Here is a 17,522-nt window from a genome sequence, read left to right as displayed (position 1 = left end):
ACCCCCGTCTGTTCACCCGTCCGTGCAGGCGCTCGGAGTGAACCGAGGGAGCGGAAGGGGGCGCGTTCGCCGAGCGATCTGTCCCGCTGATCACATCGCACCTACCGTCGAAAACGCAGGGCGCGAGCGTATGGGCGTGTGGCGGTACGGCGGGGAGGTTCGACGATGGCGGGACGGGGCCCGCGGGCGGACGGCGACCGCCGGATGCCGGGAGTGGCCGGAGCGGCCGGGGACGCCGGGGCGGCCGGAGCGGTAGGGGATACGCCGAAGGACATCGGGCGGTCCGAGAAGGACGCCTGTGTACGGCACTCACGCCGTTCCCAGTCCCACGACGACGACCGGGCTCGTCACGCGCGCGGGCGCCGGCACGGTGGCGGGGAGGAGCGGCAGAGTGGCGGTCGCGACTGCCCTGACCGTGACTGTCCTGGCCACGCGGAGGAGTCCCGCGGCGAGCGCCCGGAATGGGAGGGCGGGGACGCCCGGGCCCGCACTCGCGACGGCTCCCAGGCCCGTGTTCACGACGGCGCCCATGTCTCCACCCGTGACGACGCCCTGGTCCGCATCCACGACCTGGCCGGGCGGCCCCGTGGTCTCGGCTTCGTGGCCGACCATCACGGCACGGTCGTCACCAGCCACGAGGCCGTCGACGGCCTGCCCCGGCTGGTGCTGCACGCCGCCGGGAGCGACCGGAGCTGTGTGGTGGCCGCGACCGCGGTGACGCCGCTGCCCGCGCTGGACCTGGCCCTCGTACGCACGGAGGGCCTGGGCGTGGACCCGTTGCCGGTGACCGCGCGGGAGCGGATCGAGACCGGGGCGTACGTACGGATCGCGGCCGGCGGGTGGCGGGAGGCGCGGGTGCTGGGCACGGCGTCGGTGACGTACACGGCGACGGACCGCTTCCATCTCCTCGACGGTGCCATGGAGCTGGCCATCGGTACGGCCGGCCGGGACGCGTTGCGCCTGGGCGGAGGGGCGGCCGGGGGACCCGTGCTCGACGCCGGGACCGGCGCGGTGGTGGGCGTCCTCGGCACGGCCCTGCAGTCCGGTGGGCGCGATGCCGGGTTCGCGGTGCCGCTGCTCCCGTCGGCCGGCGGGCCGCTGGCCGACCTGCTCGCCGAGAACGCGGCGACGGTGCCGGCGTACGGCGCCGACCTGAACCTGGCGGGCGTGCTGGAACTGACGGCCACGTCGGTCGGACAGGACGGTCCGCCGGGGACGCTGGCGGGCTGTGTGGGCCGGGTCGAAGCCGGGGGAGTGGCGGCGGTCGGGGCGGTGGCCCCGGTCGAACGAGCCGCTGTGGCAAGGGAGTTCGACGCCTTCACCGAGAGCGGGGCGGCGGTACTGGGCCTGGTCGGGCCACCGGGCAGCGGTCGTACGACGGAACTCGCCGCCCTGGCCGCCCGCCGCCACCGCGGACCCGCACCGGCTCCCACGCTGTGGCTGCGCGGCGCCGACCTGAAGGACGACGACGACTCCGTGGCCGACGCCGCCCGCCGGGCGCTGACCCGGGCGGCCCGCATCGTGGCGGCGTCGACCTCGTCCGACCCCACCGCCCTGAGCGACACCACCCCCGAACACATGGCCCACCACTCCCGCACCGCCGGCCGCCCCCTCCTGCTCCTCCTCGACGGCCCCGAGGAGATGCCCCCGCTCCTGGCCCACCGCCTCACGGACTGGACGAAGGGCACGGCGGGGTGGCTGCGGGAGACGGGGGCGCGGCTGGTGGTGGCGTGCCGGGCGGAGTACTGGGAGGGGGCGGGGGAGGGCTTCCCGGAGGGGCTGCTGTACGGCAATCCGGCCCGTCCGGGGGTCCCCCCGCTGGGGGAGTTCGAGGACGAGGCCGTTGAGGCCGATGGGGGTCCAGGGGGCGGAGCCCCTGGGGACGTGACGGGCAGGGGCGGCGAGGGCGAGAAGGGCTCCCGGCGCTTCCCGCCCTGCGTACCGCTCGGCGACCTCACCCCCTCCGAGGCCCACCAGGCCCGCGTCCGCTACGGCATCCCGGAAGCCGCCCTGGCCGCCCCCGACGCCCGCCACCCCCTCACCCTCCGCCTCCTCGCCGAGGTCCGCGCAGCCCTCCCCGACACCCCCCACCCCCGACTCGACCGCGACGACGTCCTCTCCGCCCACCTCGACCTCATGTGTCTCCGCGTCGCCGTCCGCCTCGCCGCCGAGAACGGCCTGCGCGGCACCGCCGTACGCCGCCTCGCCGCCAAGGTCTCCGGCCAGGTCCACGAGGCCGCCCGGCGCAGCCTCGGCCCGGGTCAGGGAGAGCTGGACCGTACGTCCTTCGAGGCCGTGTTCCCGTGGGGTCCCGCGCCCGCGAGGCTCGGCGGCGGTACCGGCTGGGCGTCCGCCGTCCTCACCGAGGGCCTCCTCGTCCCCGCCGGCAACGGCTACCGCTTCGCCCATGAGGAACTCGCCGACTGGCTCCAGGGCATGCACCTCGACCTGGACGAGGCCCTCCAGGCCCTGGTCCACCGGCGGCGCACCCATCCCGACGCCGATCACCCCCTCCCCGTACCGCACCACCGCATCGGCCCCGTCGTGCAGGCCCTGCTCCTCCTGGCCCGCCAGCACGGCACCGACCGACTCGCCTGCCGAATGGAGGAGTTGACGCACGCCGTCGACGCCGACCCGCACTCCTGGTGGGCCGCCCGTCTCCTCGCCGAGACCCTGCTGCGGGTCCCGGACGCGACGCCGTATCTGCACGTACTGCGCCTGCTCGCCGACCGCATCGTGGCCCGGCGGCACCGGGGACACCCCGCGCCCCGGGACTTCCACCCCACCTTCTGGACCGCCCTCCGCCTCCCGGACAGCGACCGCTTCGACCTCCTCCGCGACCTCGTCCGCGCCGACGGGCCCCCGCACGAAACGGACACCGACCCGGGCGACGACCGCCCGCGCACCACAGTCGGCCGCGCACCGGAGCCGACCACCTTCATCCATCCCCCCTTCTCGCCCTCCTCCGGCACGCCCCGCTACCTCGACGCCACAGCCCACCTCCTCGCCGCCGCCCCCAGCGCCGTACAACCCCACCTCACCCGCTGGTTCGACGACGACCGTCCACTCCCCGCCACCCCCCACGCGACCGTCGCCCGCGCGGCCCAGGCCCTGCTCTACGCCCACCGCAACCGCGCCCTGGACGACCTGACCGAGACGCTCGTCGACAGCGCGCACCGCAGGGCCGACGAACTCCTCGCGGTGCTGGCCGAGGAGGAACCGTCCGTCATCTGCCGGGCAGTCGACCGGTGGGCGCACGACGAGCGTCCGGCGCGGCGCGTCGCGGCCGTGGCGTACGGACTGCGCGCGGCGCCCCACGTCCACACCGAGGCCGACCGCGAACTCCTCCGCTACGCCGCCCTCGCCCTGCTCGCCCGCCCGGGCGACTGCACACTGCACGGCGGTGCGCTCGCTCTCCTCGTCCGGGACCCGCACACCCGTGCCCGCCATCTCCCACAGGCGCTGGCGCTCTTCGCGGAGGCCGACCCGCACTTCCCGCCCAGCGCCCTGGTCGCCGCCCTGACCACCCACCCCGAACCGGTCCTGGACGCCTTCCGCGAACGCCTGAAGCACCCGGACCCCGGGCACGCACTGCGCACCCTCGCCGACGTCACCACGCCCGGCCTGGCCCTGCGCGCGGCCGCCCTGGTACGGGAGGCGGTCCAGCGGCAGCCCGGGATCGCCGCCGACGTGGCCGCGTACGTCGACCGGCGCCTCGACCAGGGCGCCACCGCCCGAGCCGTACTCTTCCCGCTGGTCACCGGCCTGCTGGACGGCGGTACGGAACAGGTGCGGGCCGCGCTGGCCGCCGTACTCGCCACGTCCGGCACCCCGGAGTCCCGCCCGCTGCGCCGCGAGTTCCGCGAGTTCCTCCTGGACCATGAACGCGCCCCCGCCGTCCTGGACGCCTTCCTGCACGCCACCGTCCAGCGGGGCGGCGACCGGGTCGACGACGACCTCCGCGGGCTGGTCCATCACACCGGCCTGCTCCTCGTCCGCACCCCGGACGGCGCGGCCCGTTTCGACCGGGGCCTGGTCGACCTGGGCCGCCGCGTCCCGGGGTTCGCCGCACGGGTCGCCGGCTGGCTCACCGACGCCCCGCAGGAGTGGGCGGCGGTGGTCGGGCCGAGCTCACGCCGGATGATCGAGAACCTGGCCGGCGCACGAGTCCCGGCCTGACCGGCGCGTCCGTAGGTGTACCCGGTCACAGCCCGATGCCGATGCGGGCCCCGGGCGCCCGGCATGGCACCCTTAGACCTGCGTAAGAGCGTCTGAGGCACAGACGGACACGGGTTCGACGAGTTTGCGACAAGGAGCAGGCACAGTGCAGCGCTGGCGTGGCTTGGAGGACATCCCCGAGGACTGGGGGCGCAGCGTCGTCACCATCGGCTCCTACGACGGGGTGCACCGCGGACACCAGCTGATCATCCGGCACGCCGTGGACCGCGCCCGTGAGCTGGGCGTTCCCGCCGTCGTCGTCACCTTCGACCCGCACCCCAGCGAGGTCGTCCGCCCCGGCAGCCACCCGCCCCTGCTCGCCCCGCACCATCGCCGCGCCGACCTCATGGCCGAACTGGGCGTGGACGCGGTGCTGATCCTGCCGTTCACGACCGAGTTCTCGAAGCTGTCGCCGGCCGACTTCGTGGTCAAGGTCCTGGTCGACAAGCTGCACGCCAAGGCGGTCGTCGAGGGCCCCAACTTCCGCTTCGGACACCGCGCCGCGGGCAACGTCGAGTTCCTCGCCGAGCAGGGCAAGGTCTACGACTTCGAGGTCGAGGTCGTCGACCTGTACGTGACCGGTGAGGCGGGCGGCGGCGAGCCCTTCTCCTCGACCCTGACCCGGCGCCTGGTGGGCGAGGGCGACGTCGAGGGCGCGGCCGAGATCCTGGGCCGCCCGCACCGCGTGGAGGGCGTCGTCGTACGAGGAGCTCAGCGGGGCCGCGAACTCGGTTTCCCGACCGCCAACGTCGAGACCCTGCCGCACACCGCCATCCCCGCCGACGGCGTCTACGCCGGCTGGCTGCACGCCCAGGGCGAGGCGATGCCGGCCGCGATCTCCGTCGGCACGAACCCGCAGTTCGACGGTACGGAGCGGACGGTGGAGGCGTACGCGATCGACCGCGTGGGGCTGGACCTGTACGGGCTGCACGTCGCCGTCGACTTCCTCGCCTTCGTCCGCGGCCAGGCGAAGTTCGAGTCGCTGGAGGCCCTGCTGGAGCAGATGGCCGAGGACGTCAAGCGCTGCCGGGAGCTGATCGCGGCGGCCGACGGCCGTACCTGACGCCGACTGTCGTACCTGAACGCCGGAGGGCCGGCACCGTGACGGTGCCGGCCCTCTCGCCGTTTCGGACGATCCGCTACTGCTGGGGCGGCATCTGTCCCGGAGGGAACCCCGGATGCGGCTGCCCTCCGCCGGTCTGGTCGTACGGCTGCTGGGTGAACCCGGGCTGTTGAGGCGGGCCGGACTGCCAGGGCTGGCCGGGCTGGACGCCGGGAGGGCCCTGGAACTGCTGTCCGCCGGGGGCCTGGTGCCCGGGCATCGGGGGCGCCATGGTCGGCGGCGGATTGTTTCCGTCCCCCGTCCACAGACCCTGTTCCTGCTGAGCCCGTACGAAGTCCTCGGCCACCATCGTGGCCAGGTCGAAGTACGCCTCCCGTACCTTCGGCCGCATCATGTCGAGGTCGACCTCGGCACCGGCCGCCAGGTGCTCGTCGAACGGCACGACGATCACACCCCGGCAGCGCTGCTCGAAGTGGTTGACGATGTCCTCGACCTTGATCATCTTGCCGGTTTCGCGGACCCCGGAGATCACCGTGATGGACCGCGAGACCAGGGCCGCGTACCCGTGCGCCGACAGCCAGTCGAGCGTCGTACTGGCGCTGCTCGCACCGTCCACGGACGGCGTCGAGATGATGATGAGCTGGTCGGCGAGGTCGAGCACACCGCGCATGGCGCTGTAGAGGAGACCGGTACCCGAGTCGGTGAGGATGATCGGGTACTGCCTGCCCAGTATGTCGATCGCGCGCCGGTAGTCCTCGTCGTTGAACGTCGTCGAGACGGCCGGGTCCACGTCGTTGGCGATGATCTCGAGGCCGGACGGCGCCTGCGACGTGAAGCGGCGGATGTCCATGTACGAGTTGAGGTACGGGATCGCCTGGACGAGGTCACGGATGGTCGCGCCGGTCTCCCGGCGCACCCGGCGGCCGAGCGTGCCGGCGTCCGGGTTGGCGTCGATGGCGAGGATCTTGTCCTGCCGCTCGGTGGCGAGCGTGGAGCCGAGGGCGGTGGTCGTGGTCGTCTTGCCCACGCCGCCCTTGAGGCTGATCACCGCGATCCGGTAGCAGGAGAGCACCGGCGTACGGATGAGGTCGAGCTTGCGCTGCCTCTCCTGCTCCTCCTTCTTCCCGCCGAGCTTGAACTTCGACCCGCCGGGAGCGGGACGGCTGCTCTTGGCCTTCTGCTTGCGGCTGTTGACCAGCCGGTCCGAGGTCAGCTCGACGGCCGCGTTGTAGCCGAGCGGCGCGCCCGGGCCGACCTGGCTGCGCTGGTCGTGCTGCACGCTCTGCGGCCAGGCGGCACCGGTGCGGGGGTCCACTCCGGGCTGGCCGGGAGCCTGCGCGTAGGGCTGCTGGGCCTGCGGCGGCTGTCCCGGCTGACCCTGCCCCTGCGGCTGGGCCGGTGCCTGGGGGGCGGGAGCCGGGTGACCCTGCTGCGCCTGCGGGTGCTGCTGGGGGTGTGCGGGGGCAGGCTGCTGGGGGTAGCCGTAGGCGCCCTGCGGCGGCTGCGGTGCGGGCTGTTGCGGGTAGCCGTACGCGCCCTGCGGGTTCTGCGGTGCGGGCTGCTGGGGGTAGCCGTACGCGCCCTGGGGCGGCTGAGGTGCCGCTTGCTGCGGGTAGCCGTAGGCGCCCTGCGGCGGCTGGGGAGCGGGCTGTTGCGGGTAGCCGTACGCGCCCTGCGGGTTCTGCCCGGCGGCGTGTTGCGGGAAGCCGTCGCCCTGCGGGGCCGCGTTGGCAGCCGGGGCCTGGGCCGGGGGCTGCTGCGCGGCGGCCGGCCAGCCGGGCGGCGTGGCCTGCGGTGCCGGGGGCTGAGCCGGGGCTGCCGGCGGCTGGGCGGACGCGGGCGGGGCGGCGGGGTGCTGCTGCCCGGGCGCCGCCGACCACTCCGGCGCGGAGGCCGGTGCCGCGCCGCCCGTGGCCGCCGACGGGAACTCGGGCGGCAGCGGGGGAACGGTCCCTTGCGGAGCCGGCGGCGGAGTCCAGCCGGCCGACGCGTCCTGCTGAGGAGCAGCCTGAGGGGCCGCGTCCTGCTGGGGAGGAGCCGGGGCCTGAGGAGCGGTCGGAGGAGCCGGGGCCTGAGGAGCGGCAGGAGGGGCCGCGGCCTGCTGCTGTACGCCGTTCGGTGGGGTCGGGTCACTTCCCGCGGGCCCGGCGGCCTGCGGCTCGGCGGGGCCTGCTTCGGCATCGCCGGCCGTACCTGCGACGCCGTCCGTGCCCTCCGCGGTCATGTCGTGGGCGGCGCCCGGCCCTTGAGGGGCATCTGCCGCCCCGCCACCGTCAGCCGCGCTCTGCCCGGCCGTGCCGTCCTCGCCGGCGTCGCCCGCAGCTCCCGTCGCCACCTGGGCGCCGTCGGCGGGGGCCGCTGACGCGGCGCCGGTGTCGTGCCCTGTGGAAGCCTCGTTGGTCGCCGGGGCGGCCGACGCGGCGGCGGGCTCCGGGACGTCACTCGCGGACGGGGCGTCGGTACGGTCCTCCGCCTCCGTGCTGCCGGAGTCCGCGGCGCCGACGACGGGCGCGGCAGGGGCGGGGCTGCCGGGGTGCGCAGCGGACGGTCCCGGAACCTCGGGGGCCGCCGGCGGAGGGGCGGTCGGCGTGGGCTGGTTCGGGGCCGCGTACTGGTTCGGGGCCACGTTCTGATCGGGAGCCGCGTACTGGTTCGGGGCCGTGTTGGGATTCGCTGCCCACGGAGCGGGCGGCGTCACACCGGCCGCACCCGCCGACGTGTCGCCGTAACCGGGATGGGGTGCGGGGGCCTGAGGAGCAGGGGCGGCCGGAGGAACAGGCGCGGCCGGAGGGACCGGGGCAGCCGGAGGAACAGGCGCGGCAGGCGGAGCAGGGGCGGCGGGAGGCGCGGGCGGAGTGGGTGCCGGAGCAGCCGCCTCCTCGGCGGGTGCAGCGCCCTGGGTGTACCAGGCAGGCGCGGCGTAGTCGATGGTGAACTCACCCGTCATCTCGACGGCGGACTCCGCGTCGGACTGGTCATCGCTGGGCGTGGTCCAGCCCGCCCGCAGCCCGTCCCGATCGCTCTGCACAATTCCTCCTGGTGTGGTCGAGCACCCTCGTGCCCTGGGGCACTCATGTGCCGGGCTGGGGCGACCGTTCCTGTTGTCCGATCCGCTGGTTTCCCCTGGACGCGAACAACCCACCCGGGGGTTCCGTCGTCGCACCCGCATCAAGCGTAAACGCCACAGGTGTCGGCAGGGCAGGCCCGTCCTGTGTGCGCTTGCGCCCGCAGCCCTGCTGCGTTCCCCGGGCTACTCCGCTGCGAGCCCTCCGTTGTGCGGTGCGGGCTCCAGGTCGAACTCGCCGTCACGCGCGCCGAGTACGAAAGCCTGCCACTCCGCCTCGGTGTAGCGCAGCACGGTGTCCGGGTCCAGGGAGGAGCGCATCGCCACCGCGCCGGCCGGGAGATAGGCGATCTCGACGCGCTCCTCGTGCTCTTCGGTGCCGGGTGCGCTGTGCCACTCGACATCGGAGATGTCCAGGGCGTACAGCTCGTCCCGCTCCCGTTCCTTGCGTGCCCTGACGTCCTCGTCCTGCGTCCCCGCGGCGCTGTCGCGTGCGTCAGCCATGGTCAAAGGCCCTTTCTGGTGGGCGAACGACGTGCAGGATCACCTTACTCAGACTCCGCGGGCTCGCACGGCGCAACGATCTGGTCACGAATTGCAGCCAGGCGTCGAGGTGTTCGAGTTGCGCGAGCCTTTCCGTTCACGGCACGCCCTCCCGCCCAGCGGCAGCAGTCGCTTTCCTTCGCGAATGTGCCGTTACGGGCGGATGGTGACGTCACGTACGTCGAACTCCCCGCCATGACTTGCATGTTCCGTACGAAACCGGAATCCCGCCCGTCGTGGAACGAGAGCCTCATGACCGAGGCTCTCTCGCCGCGAACTCAGTCCATACGGCGCGCGGCTCCGAGGAGACCGGTCTCCGCGTCGGTGGGCTGCGTCATCACGTACTGCTGGTGCTTCTGCGTGGACCACAGGGCAACACTGTCGGCCAGCGTGGGCAGCGACGCTATGTCGTCACGGCCCAGCCGCATCACCTTGCCCACGACGTCGGCCTCCTGGGGGGAGATCCGCTGCAGACCGACGACGTCGGCGTTGGCCAGCAGTCGCGGCGCGGTGGGGCCGAGGTAGGGCAGCAGGGTCAGCACCGACTGCCAGGGCGCCGGGCTGAGGCGGCTCCTCGGCGGGCGGATGCCCAGGTCGCGGATGATGAGCACCGGGCTGGCGGGGGACGGGCCCTGGGGAGCAATCCGCCCCACCTGGTGCACGGTCACACACTGCTGGCCGCCACCGGCCGCCTGCGCCATCGGCGACCACAGCTGGGGACGCGCCGTCTCCACGGCCACGCGAGCGCCGATCGCCGCGGCGCGCAGGGCGACGACCTGGGCCAGCCAGGTGCCGCCCACCAGCAGGATGTCGAGCCGGGTGGGCCGGCACAGTCCCAGGATCGCCGGCTGGTTGTTGGGGTCGACCCCGAGGATCAGACCGTCGTCCCCGACGGGCAGCGCCAGCTGCGCCAGCAGATCGGCGTCCACGATGTGGCGCTCACGCCGGGGGCCGAGCAGACCGAAGGCCGAGCGCAGGCGTCGCTCAGGGCCGAGCCGGGCGGGTTCGGCGTTGCGGGGCAGATGGCCGGGACGCTGCCCGGGCACGCCCGGTGCCGCGGATCCGAAGCCGGGGCGGCCGGAGGCGGGAACGGTGGGTGCGGACATCAGCGAGTACCTCCCAGCGGCAGGGTGGCCAGAACTCCGGGCAGCTGCTCACGGTCGAGCCGCAGCAGACCGATCTTGAAAGCGGACGCGGACCGCTCCAAGTGCTGGGTCGCCTGCGCCAGTTCGTTCTCACCGCGACCGGTGACCCGTACGTGCCCGGACAGCGCCAGGGAGTTGCCCCGCCTCTTGCTGATCGTGAGCGAGAAGGTGCTGGCGAGTGCGGGCGACGAGGTCACCGCGCCGACCAGCTGGGAAAGAGGAGGCGTACCGGCGCCGAGCTGCGGCCACTTGGAGATCCAGTACGTGGTGTGCCAACGGTCGTCGCAGCGCCAGGCACGGGTGCTCTCGGCCGTACGGCGGTTGGAGCGGCTGCCGTCGAGCGCGGCACCGCCGGTGGTGGCCAGCGGGTTGACGCAGCTGGACGTGGCGATGGCCGCGACGATCTCCGACTCGGTCAGCACCTTGGCCTGCAGGCCGGCGCCCATGAGACGGCTGGCCAGCTGGTCGGCGACCCGCAGCAGTGCCCGCCGGGCACCCTGCATACCGCCGCCGCGGGCCTCCACGGCCTCCGGGCACAGCTCCGGGTCGAGCTTCAGCGCGACCCACGTGAGCCGCAGACCCGGAGTCATGCTCTGCGCCTGCAGCGGCCCGTAGGAGCGGACCGCCATGGCCTGCGGAGGCAGGTGCGTCGCCGGCGCGGGCTGGGTGTGCTGGACGACCTGGACGGAGGCGAGCCGGATGTCGTCCACCTCGAGCAGGCCCTGGATCAGATCCAGCGGAATGTCCCGGGTGCCCTGCGTCGGGCGCAGCGGGATGTCCGCGGCCTGCACCTGTACGAGAGCGGTGAGGAACGTACCGTCGCCGACCATGCCGATCTCGCGCTGCTCACGGTCCTGGAAGGCGTAGGTGCGCAGCGCCGGGTCGCACTCGACGGCCGGGGCGAAGCCGGGGTCGGTGCCGGGCGGCACGGGCTCGGCGTTGCGCTTGCGGCGGTCCCGCAGCGCACGAGAGATGGCGAGCCCCTCGGCCAGCGGGCGGCCGCGCCGGCGGAGCAGCCCGGCCAGCACCAGCGGCACGGCCAGGACGATTCCGACGGTGAGACCGATGGGGCGCAGCAGCCAGCCGATCAACAGCACGGCGGCGGCCAGCTCGAAGCCAACCAACTGCTGGACCCGGATGGGGCCGATACTGCCGGGTCGCCTGGCGAGCGCCGGCGCGGCCGGGCTCGGGCGACCGGGGGGTGCGGACCGCTGTGCGGGTTCCGGCCCTTGGTTCTCCTGCGTGCGACGGCTGCCGTTACGGCGCCGGGACCTGGTCGCAGTGCTCATCCCCCGCTACAACCCCTTTGCATTCTCTGGCCGCTACTTGAGCTGGCGGCGCACCACCGTACCCCGTACCGTACGGTGCGATCGTCACACGGCATAGTAGAGGTCCCTGCAGGAGCAAACGCCACGGAGTACCGGGCGGCCCTGGGGAATTCCGCATACGGAAACAAAGCGAAAAAACGGGGAGTTGACCCATCGATGGCGACACGTCGGGATGAGCTGAACGCCTACTCCTTCGCGCGCAGGCGCACGGTGGCGGCGTTCTTGCAGCCGTCCCCGCACGGTTCGGAGGAGGCCGCGCCGCGCCCCCTCAAGACCGTCCTGCCGAGTCTGGGCGTGGCGGTGCTGGTGCTCGTCGTATTCGGGGCATGGGGCATGCTCAGCCCGACCGCCCCGAAGGGCTGGGACGACCAGGGCAAGAACATCCTCGTCGGCAGCGAGTCGACGACGCGTTACGTGCTGGTGAAGACCAAGGGCGAGAACAAGCTCAGCCTGCACCCGGTCCTCAACCTCGCGTCCGCCAAGCTGCTGCTGAACGGCGAGAACCCGCAGGTCATCAAGATCAAGGAATCGGTGCTCGACGAGAGCAAGTACCCGATGGGCGCCACCGTCGGGATTCCGTTCGCGCCGGACCGGCTTCCTTCTCCCGACGACGCGGAGAAGGCCAAGGTGTGGGCACTGTGCGAGGCGCCGGGCCAGGACGAGGACGGGCAGCCCGTCAAGGACGGTAAGCCCGTCAGGGCCACGTACGTGCTGGACCAGGGCGACTACAACAGCCTGCTCCACAAGGGCAACAAGGAGCTGAACCAGCGCCAGGTGCTGTACATCGAGGGCCCGAAGGATCCCAGCTCGGTCAGCGGGTTCGGGCCGCGGTTCATGGTCACCGGGGACGGGCGGGCTTACCTGATCGGCGGCCAGTTGTGGAGGACGTTGACCGAGTCGGCGCTGAACAACCTGGAGCGCGCGGTGCTCGGTGACGGCGTGGAGCCGCAGCCGGTCAGCGTCGAGTTCATCAAGACGCTGAACGTCGTGGGAGCCCTCGACTTCCCCGAGCTTGCGGACGCGGGCACGGCGGCGAACATCCCTGGCCTCGATCCCCGCTACTCCAAGGTCGGCATGATCCTCGAGGCCGACTCGGGCGGTGGCAGGGACAAGTACATCGTGCTGAAGGACAAGGTTCAGCCCGTGTCCGACTTCGCGGCGCAGATGTGGCTGCGCAGTGAATTCATCAGCAGGGTGTACGGCGCTCAGAACCCGGAACCGGTGGACGTCAAGTACAACGACATCCGGCCGTCGGACGGCGAGTGGATGTCGGAGAAGAACTGGCCCAAGGAGGTCGTGGACCCGGCCAACACCAAGTGGTGGGAGAACGGCGGCAACAGGGTCTCGTGCAGCATCTGGCACGGCAAGAAGGACCAGTACACCGGCCTGCAGCAGATGACGGTCTGGACCGGTCCGCAGTACCCGAAGGACATCGCTCAGAGCGGTTCCAGCACGTACGTCTCGCCGGGCAGCGGCCTGCTGTTCACGAAGCTCACGGGGGCCAGCGGCGGTGGCGGTAGCACCTTCCTGGTGACCGACACCGGACTGCGCTACTCGGTCCCCGCGCGTAACGACAGCGCGGTGACCGGCGGCGAGAAGGCCGACGGCCAGCAGCAGACCAACACCGCGCAGGTCCGGCTCGGGTACGGCAAGATCCGCCCGGTCTCGGTGCCGGCGGCCTGGGCGGACCTGCTCGCCGCGGGGCCGGAGCTGAGCAGCGGCAACGCGGAGCAGGCGCAGGGGTCGTAGGCGAGGCTGGACGATCGACGCCAAGTGGGCGCCCTCCAGGGCTTCTTGCCGGGAGGGCGCCCGTGCGGCATTGAGCGGGCAGGCGGATAGATCGGACGCCGTGCCTCGGCTCGGTGAGTCGGGCGTGTGCGTGTGTGTTCGCGGTGGCAATTCCTGGTGAAGAGCCTGTGTGCAGGATGGCTGGCGCGACGGGTCACGCCTCTCCGTCTCGTCCTCTCCTCCGGAGGGGACGAGGTTCTTGTGCGAAGCCGGTGCAGTGCCACTTCCACTCGACAAACAACTTGTGAAAAAGGTGAGTTGAGTTCATCGCGATCTTGCTACAGAACCCATCTGATGTTCGTTCTGTCGGCGGATGCGACTAGAGTGGAGCCAGACCAGACTGGATACGCCTGTCGTCGCGAGGCGATGGCGTACGAGTGTGGATCTACCTAGAACTCCTACGTCTCATGGGGGACACAACATGGCTGGACAGCAGTTCACCATGACCGAGGAGGAGATGGTCGCGTTCAGCGGCAAGATCTCCTCGGTCAACTCCTCGATTCAGGGCGAGATTCGCCGGCTGCAGACCGTGATCGACACCATCACGGGCGGCTGGAAGGGCTCGGCGGCCACCGCGTACAACAACCTGCAGTCGCAGGTGAACCAGGATGCGAACAAGATCAACCAGATCTTGAACGACATCAAGGAAGCGATCGACCAGAGCACCAAGAGCTACGCGGCCTCGGAAGAGGAGCAGCGCGCTTCCATCCAGAACATCGCGGCCTCGTCCCCGTTCGGATGATCGGCCCCGTGCGCCTCGGTGCACGTCCGTGACCGACTATCCACACATCTGAGGAGACATAGACATGTCCGGGCAGATCCTTGTCAATTTCGCCACGATCTCCCAGGCCTCCCAGGACGTCCGCTCGACGGCGAACAACATCCGCCGTCAGCTGGACGAGCTCGAGGCCGGCGTGAAGAAGATCGCGGTCAGCTGGGAAGGTTCGGCGCAGGAGGCCTACCGCGCCAAGCAGACCGAGTGGGACCAGCGCGCGGCTTCCATGCAGCAGACGCTGGAGGCCATCGCCAAGGCCCTCGACAGCGCCGCGCAGAACTACCAGGCCACCGAGTCGAAGAACGCCCAGATCTGGGGCGCCTGACGTGATCGCTTGATGGGGGCGGGTGCGCGACAGCGTGCTCGCCCCCATTGGCGGTTGACGGGACGTGCGGGTTCATCGGCCGGTAGCCGATCCGCACGGCCCGTGCGGCCTGTACAGGAACGAAACGGGAGGACGTAAGACAGTGGGATCCGGGGCATCGCGCGTGGCGCGTCGGAGCGCTGCAGGCACCGCCGCTCTGGCGGTCCTCGCCTGTGGGCTGCCCTTCGCGGGCGCCGCACCTGCCGCCGCCGCGGAACACGTGCGAACCACCTTGGCCGACGACGACGTGCGGTTCCAGATCGACGACACCAGCTGCTCGTTCCCGTCCGACCCCATCAAGGGAACCCCCTGGTCCCTGCAGCGCATCGTCCTCGACCAGCTGTGGCAGGACACCAAGGGCAAGGGCGTCAAGGTCGCGGTCATCGACACGGGCGTCAACACCGTCAACGGGCAGTTGAAGGGTGGCGCCGTCGCCAACGGCAAGGACTACTTGTCGAAGGGCGGAACCGGCAAGACCGACCAGGTGGGCCACGGTACGAAGGTGGCGGGCATCATCGCCGCCCGTCCGATCGACGGCACCGGCTTTGTCGGCCTGGCCCCGGAAGCGACGATCATCCCGATCCGGCAGAACGACGACCAGGGCAGCGGCAATGTCGGCACGATGATCAAGGCCATCAGGTACGCCGCCGATGCCGGCGCCGACATCATCAACATCTCGCAGGACACCGCCTCGAAGATGCCCCCGCTCGTCGACAACGAGTTCCGGGCGGCGGTCGAATACGCGCAGGGGAAGAACGCCCTGATCGTCGCCGCGGCCGGCAACAACGGCGCGGACGGCAAGATCAAGGAGACGTACCCGGCGGCGTACGAAGGCGTTTTGGCGGTCGCGGCCTCCGACCGCAACAACGCCCGCGCCCCCTTCTCCCAGTCCGGCAAGTTCGTGGGCGTCGCGGCACCCGGCATCGACATGGTCTCGACGGTCCCCGTGGGTGGCCACTGTGTGGACCAGGGCACGAGCTTCGCGGCCCCGTACGTCTCGGGCGTCGCGGCCCTGATCCGCGCCAAGCACCCCAAGTGGTCCTACAAGCAGATCATCACCCAGATCGAGCAGACCGCGGACCGCACGAAGTCGGGCCGCGACGACTTCGTAGGCTGGGGCGTCGTCGACCCGGCCGCCGCGGTCAACGACGACACGACGGCACCCTCCGAGGACGGCCCGAAGCCCGACCAGATCGGCGCCGGGGGCAACTCCGCCGACGTCGAGGCCGCGACCCTGGTCCTCGGCGAGTCTCCTCAGGAGCGGACGGAGCGGTACGCGCTGTACGTGCTGGCGGCCGGGTTCGCCGTGGTGCTTCTTCTGTTCGGGGGTGGTCGGGTCTTGAACGACTGGCGACGCAAGCAGGGCATGGGTAACAACGTGGAGTCAACGGGGAGCTGAGGATGGCTGAGCAGTACAAGGTCGATCTGAGTGAGATCGAGGGCACGATTGCGAAGCTCAATCGTGTCATCAAGGACATGACGACGTCCAAGTCGAGCTGCATGGGCAAGACGTACCTGCCGCAGGGCGCGCTTGGGACTGGTTTCGGTGAGGCTCAGGCGCTGTACAGCGCTCACGAGTCGATGAAGGAACGCCTCTACGAGATCGTCCAGCATCTGGAAGACGTGCTGGACGACTTCGGGCAGAAGACGAAGAAAACCCATGACGCCTTCGCTGACGCTGAGGCTCAGAACTACGCCGCTTTCAATGGGAAGTGACGGATGTTCTGCTACATGGAGATGAGGGGGCAGTAGCCATGGGCGACAATAACACCGACAACTACGAGTACGTCGACCCGCAGCAGTGCTTCGCGGAAAAGCACTCCACTCCATTCGGTGTGGATTACGACATGGACCAGATGAAAGCCATGGTCCAGGACGCCGACCCGGTGGCCGTGAAGAGGGTGGCTGAGGCTTGGGAAGCCCTCAGCAAGGACCTCGTAGGGGCCGGCGGAATCAAGGAGTCCCTCGACACCGCCGTCCAGCACGTCCTCGCCCACTGGGAGGGGAAGAGCGCGGACCTGTTCCGCCAGCGGGCGCAGGTCATCAGCCAGAAGGTCACCGACAGTTCGAAGTACGCCGACAACACGGCTCGGTCCCTCAAGGGCGCTGCTGCGGTCCTCGAGGATGTCAAGCCCACGATCATGGCGATGGAGAAGCCGGGCAAGCTCGCCAGCGGGGCGGACTTTGTAGGCAACCTGGGCGACCGGGATGGCGGTCCGGCTGCGGACAACGCCATCCGGGGCGGGGCCAGCTCGCAGCAAGCCCTCGACGACAACGCGGGTAGCTTGTCGGAGGGTAAGGAACGGCAGCTCAAGATGGCTGCGCAGATGGAGATTCTGGGGGCGGCTTATAACAGCCGGGCTGCGGAGATGGGGTCGTGGAAGGCGAAGCCGAAGCCACCCGGACCCGACAAGTATGACGATAGGGAAGATTATCCGGGTGATCCCGGTGGCATTCCGCCTGCTGCTGTAGTGGTGCCGACGGGGAGCGCTCCTCGAAGCCCGCAGAACGCGACTTCGGGTACCGCTCGCGGCGCCCAGGTCGGCACGATCAGTCCGTCGAAGCCTGTGGCGCCGCCCTCGGGCATCACGGGCGGAGCGCACAAGCCGGTCGCGCCACAGCCCCAGGTCGGCACCGCGATTGACGGCGTCTCCGGCGGCCGTACCGTGGCACCAGCGGGTGGTGGCGTTTCACCGGTCGGGGGCGGATCTGCCAGCCCCGGCGGTACGGTCAATGGCGGCGGCGGCGGTGGTGTCGTCGGTGGTGCCGTTGGCGGAGCGGCTGGAGCCGGTGCCGCTCGCGGCGGCATGGCCGGTCGGGCCGGTGCTGCGGGCATGGCGGGTCGCGCTGGTGCTGGTGGTATGGGTGGTGCCGCTGGCGCAGGTGCTGCCAAGGGCGGTGCCGCCGCCCGTACCGGAGGCATGGCTCGCCAGAGCGGTGGCGTAGTTGGTGGCACGCCCAAGGGCGGTGCGGGTGCGGGCAGGGGTACTGCAGGTGGTTCCGGCCTGCTCCGCAGCCGGGGTGCTGCAGGAGGGGGAGCAGGTGCCGTTCGCAGGGGCGGCATGGTAGGTGCCCCCGGTGCACGGACTGGTCGCCCCAACGATGAGGAACAGCGCGAGGGCGAGCGTCCCGACTACCTGGTCGAGGACGAGGAGACCTGGGCACCGCAGACCAATGCGGCGCCTCGCGTCATCGAGTAACCGGTTGGCGTTCACCGGCACGTGACAGGATGCG

Annotated in this window: 12 protein-coding genes; 8 read left to right on the top strand and 4 right to left on the bottom strand. The window is 71.4% G+C overall.

Going from position 1 to position 17,522, the window contains the following annotated elements:
- Positions 1 to 165: 165 nt before the first annotated feature.
- Both ABD932_RS30850 and ABD932_RS30845 read left to right on the top strand, forming a co-directional pair.
- Positions 166 to 4,179 (top strand): trypsin-like peptidase domain-containing protein, encoded by a 4,014-nt coding sequence (locus ABD932_RS30850; RefSeq protein WP_345017655.1) that lies wholly within the window; start codon positions 166 to 168, stop codon positions 4,177 to 4,179.
- 145 nt (positions 4,180 to 4,324) lie between these two features.
- Positions 4,325 to 5,281: a bifunctional riboflavin kinase/FAD synthetase gene (locus ABD932_RS30845; protein WP_345017654.1), complete on the top strand. Its 957-nt coding sequence runs from the start codon at positions 4,325 to 4,327 to the stop codon at positions 5,279 to 5,281.
- Between the two features lie 76 nt (positions 5,282 to 5,357).
- On the opposite strand, the gene ABD932_RS30840 is transcribed toward ABD932_RS30845, so the two are convergent.
- From ABD932_RS30840 to eccE, 4 genes are all read right to left on the bottom strand, one after another.
- On the bottom strand, positions 5,358 to 8,309 hold the full coding sequence (locus ABD932_RS30840) for an SCO5717 family growth-regulating ATPase (RefSeq protein WP_345017652.1): 2,952 nt from the start codon (positions 8,307 to 8,309) through the stop codon (positions 5,358 to 5,360).
- A 222-nt stretch (positions 8,310 to 8,531) separates the two neighbouring features.
- Entirely contained in the window at positions 8,532 to 8,849 is a 318-nt protein-coding gene (locus ABD932_RS30835) for a DUF397 domain-containing protein (RefSeq protein WP_126395451.1), read from the bottom strand.
- Between the two features lie 317 nt (positions 8,850 to 9,166).
- Positions 9,167 to 9,994, bottom strand: a complete 828-nt coding sequence (locus ABD932_RS30830) for a hypothetical protein (protein ID WP_345017650.1) — start codon at positions 9,992 to 9,994, stop codon at positions 9,167 to 9,169.
- Complete coding sequence (eccE, locus tag ABD932_RS30825) at positions 9,994 to 11,322, bottom strand: type VII secretion protein EccE (protein WP_345017648.1); 1,329 nt, start codon at positions 11,320 to 11,322, stop codon at positions 9,994 to 9,996. The genes ABD932_RS30830 and eccE overlap by 1 nt, the downstream gene beginning before the upstream one ends.
- Before the next feature lie 195 nt (positions 11,323 to 11,517).
- Here eccE and eccB point away from each other — a divergent pair, with 195 nt between their 5' ends.
- The 6 genes from eccB (at position 11,518) to ABD932_RS30795 (ending at position 17,488) form a co-directional block, all read left to right on the top strand.
- Entirely contained in the window at positions 11,518 to 13,110 is a 1,593-nt protein-coding gene (gene eccB / locus ABD932_RS30820) for a type VII secretion protein EccB (RefSeq protein ID WP_345017646.1), read from the top strand.
- Positions 13,111 to 13,570: 460 nt separating this feature from the next.
- The gene (locus tag ABD932_RS30815; RefSeq protein WP_093911577.1) at positions 13,571 to 13,891 is read left to right on the top strand and encodes a WXG100 family type VII secretion target; all 321 of its coding nucleotides are present in this window, start codon (positions 13,571 to 13,573) and stop codon (positions 13,889 to 13,891) included.
- Between the two features lie 64 nt (positions 13,892 to 13,955).
- Positions 13,956 to 14,249, top strand: coding sequence for a WXG100 family type VII secretion target (locus ABD932_RS30810; protein WP_345017643.1), 294 nt, complete (start codon positions 13,956 to 13,958; stop codon positions 14,247 to 14,249).
- A gap of 196 nt (positions 14,250 to 14,445) precedes the next feature.
- Positions 14,446 to 15,687, top strand: coding sequence for a type VII secretion-associated serine protease mycosin (mycP, locus tag ABD932_RS30805; RefSeq protein WP_425587543.1), 1,242 nt, complete (start codon positions 14,446 to 14,448; stop codon positions 15,685 to 15,687).
- Between the two features lie 2 nt (positions 15,688 to 15,689).
- A complete protein-coding gene (locus tag ABD932_RS30800; protein WP_345017639.1) occupies positions 15,690 to 16,004 on the top strand; it encodes a WXG100 family type VII secretion target in 315 nt (104 codons plus the stop codon).
- A 38-nt stretch (positions 16,005 to 16,042) separates the two neighbouring features.
- Positions 16,043 to 17,488 carry a WXG100 family type VII secretion target gene (locus ABD932_RS30795; protein WP_345017637.1) on the top strand — a complete coding sequence of 482 codons (1,446 nt, stop codon included), beginning with the start codon at positions 16,043 to 16,045 and terminating at the stop codon, positions 17,486 to 17,488.
- Positions 17,489 to 17,522 lie beyond the last annotated feature (34 nt).

The organism is Streptomyces shaanxiensis (assembly GCF_039537145.1).
Taxonomy (GTDB): Bacteria; Actinomycetota; Actinomycetes; order Streptomycetales; family Streptomycetaceae; genus Streptomyces; species Streptomyces shaanxiensis.
The sequence above is the reverse complement of the archived record's forward strand: the minus strand, read 5'-3'. Positions and strand labels throughout refer to the sequence as shown.

Coding starts and splice junctions, on each gene's coding strand:
- ABD932_RS30850 (WP_345017655.1), top strand. CDS start 166: ATGGCGGGACGGGGCCCGCGGGCGGACGGCGACCGCCGGATGCCGGGA.
- ABD932_RS30835 (WP_126395451.1), bottom strand. CDS start 8,849: ATGGCTGACGCACGCGACAGCGCCGCGGGGACGCAGGACGAGGACGTC.
- ABD932_RS30830 (WP_345017650.1), bottom strand. CDS start 9,994: ATGTCCGCACCCACCGTTCCCGCCTCCGGCCGCCCCGGCTTCGGATCC.
- eccE (WP_345017648.1), bottom strand. CDS start 11,322: ATGAGCACTGCGACCAGGTCCCGGCGCCGTAACGGCAGCCGTCGCACG.
- eccB (WP_345017646.1), top strand. CDS start 11,518: ATGGCGACACGTCGGGATGAGCTGAACGCCTACTCCTTCGCGCGCAGG.
- ABD932_RS30815 (WP_093911577.1), top strand. CDS start 13,571: ATGGCTGGACAGCAGTTCACCATGACCGAGGAGGAGATGGTCGCGTTC.
- ABD932_RS30810 (WP_345017643.1), top strand. CDS start 13,956: ATGTCCGGGCAGATCCTTGTCAATTTCGCCACGATCTCCCAGGCCTCC.
- ABD932_RS30800 (WP_345017639.1), top strand. CDS start 15,690: ATGGCTGAGCAGTACAAGGTCGATCTGAGTGAGATCGAGGGCACGATT.
- ABD932_RS30795 (WP_345017637.1), top strand. CDS start 16,043: ATGGGCGACAATAACACCGACAACTACGAGTACGTCGACCCGCAGCAG.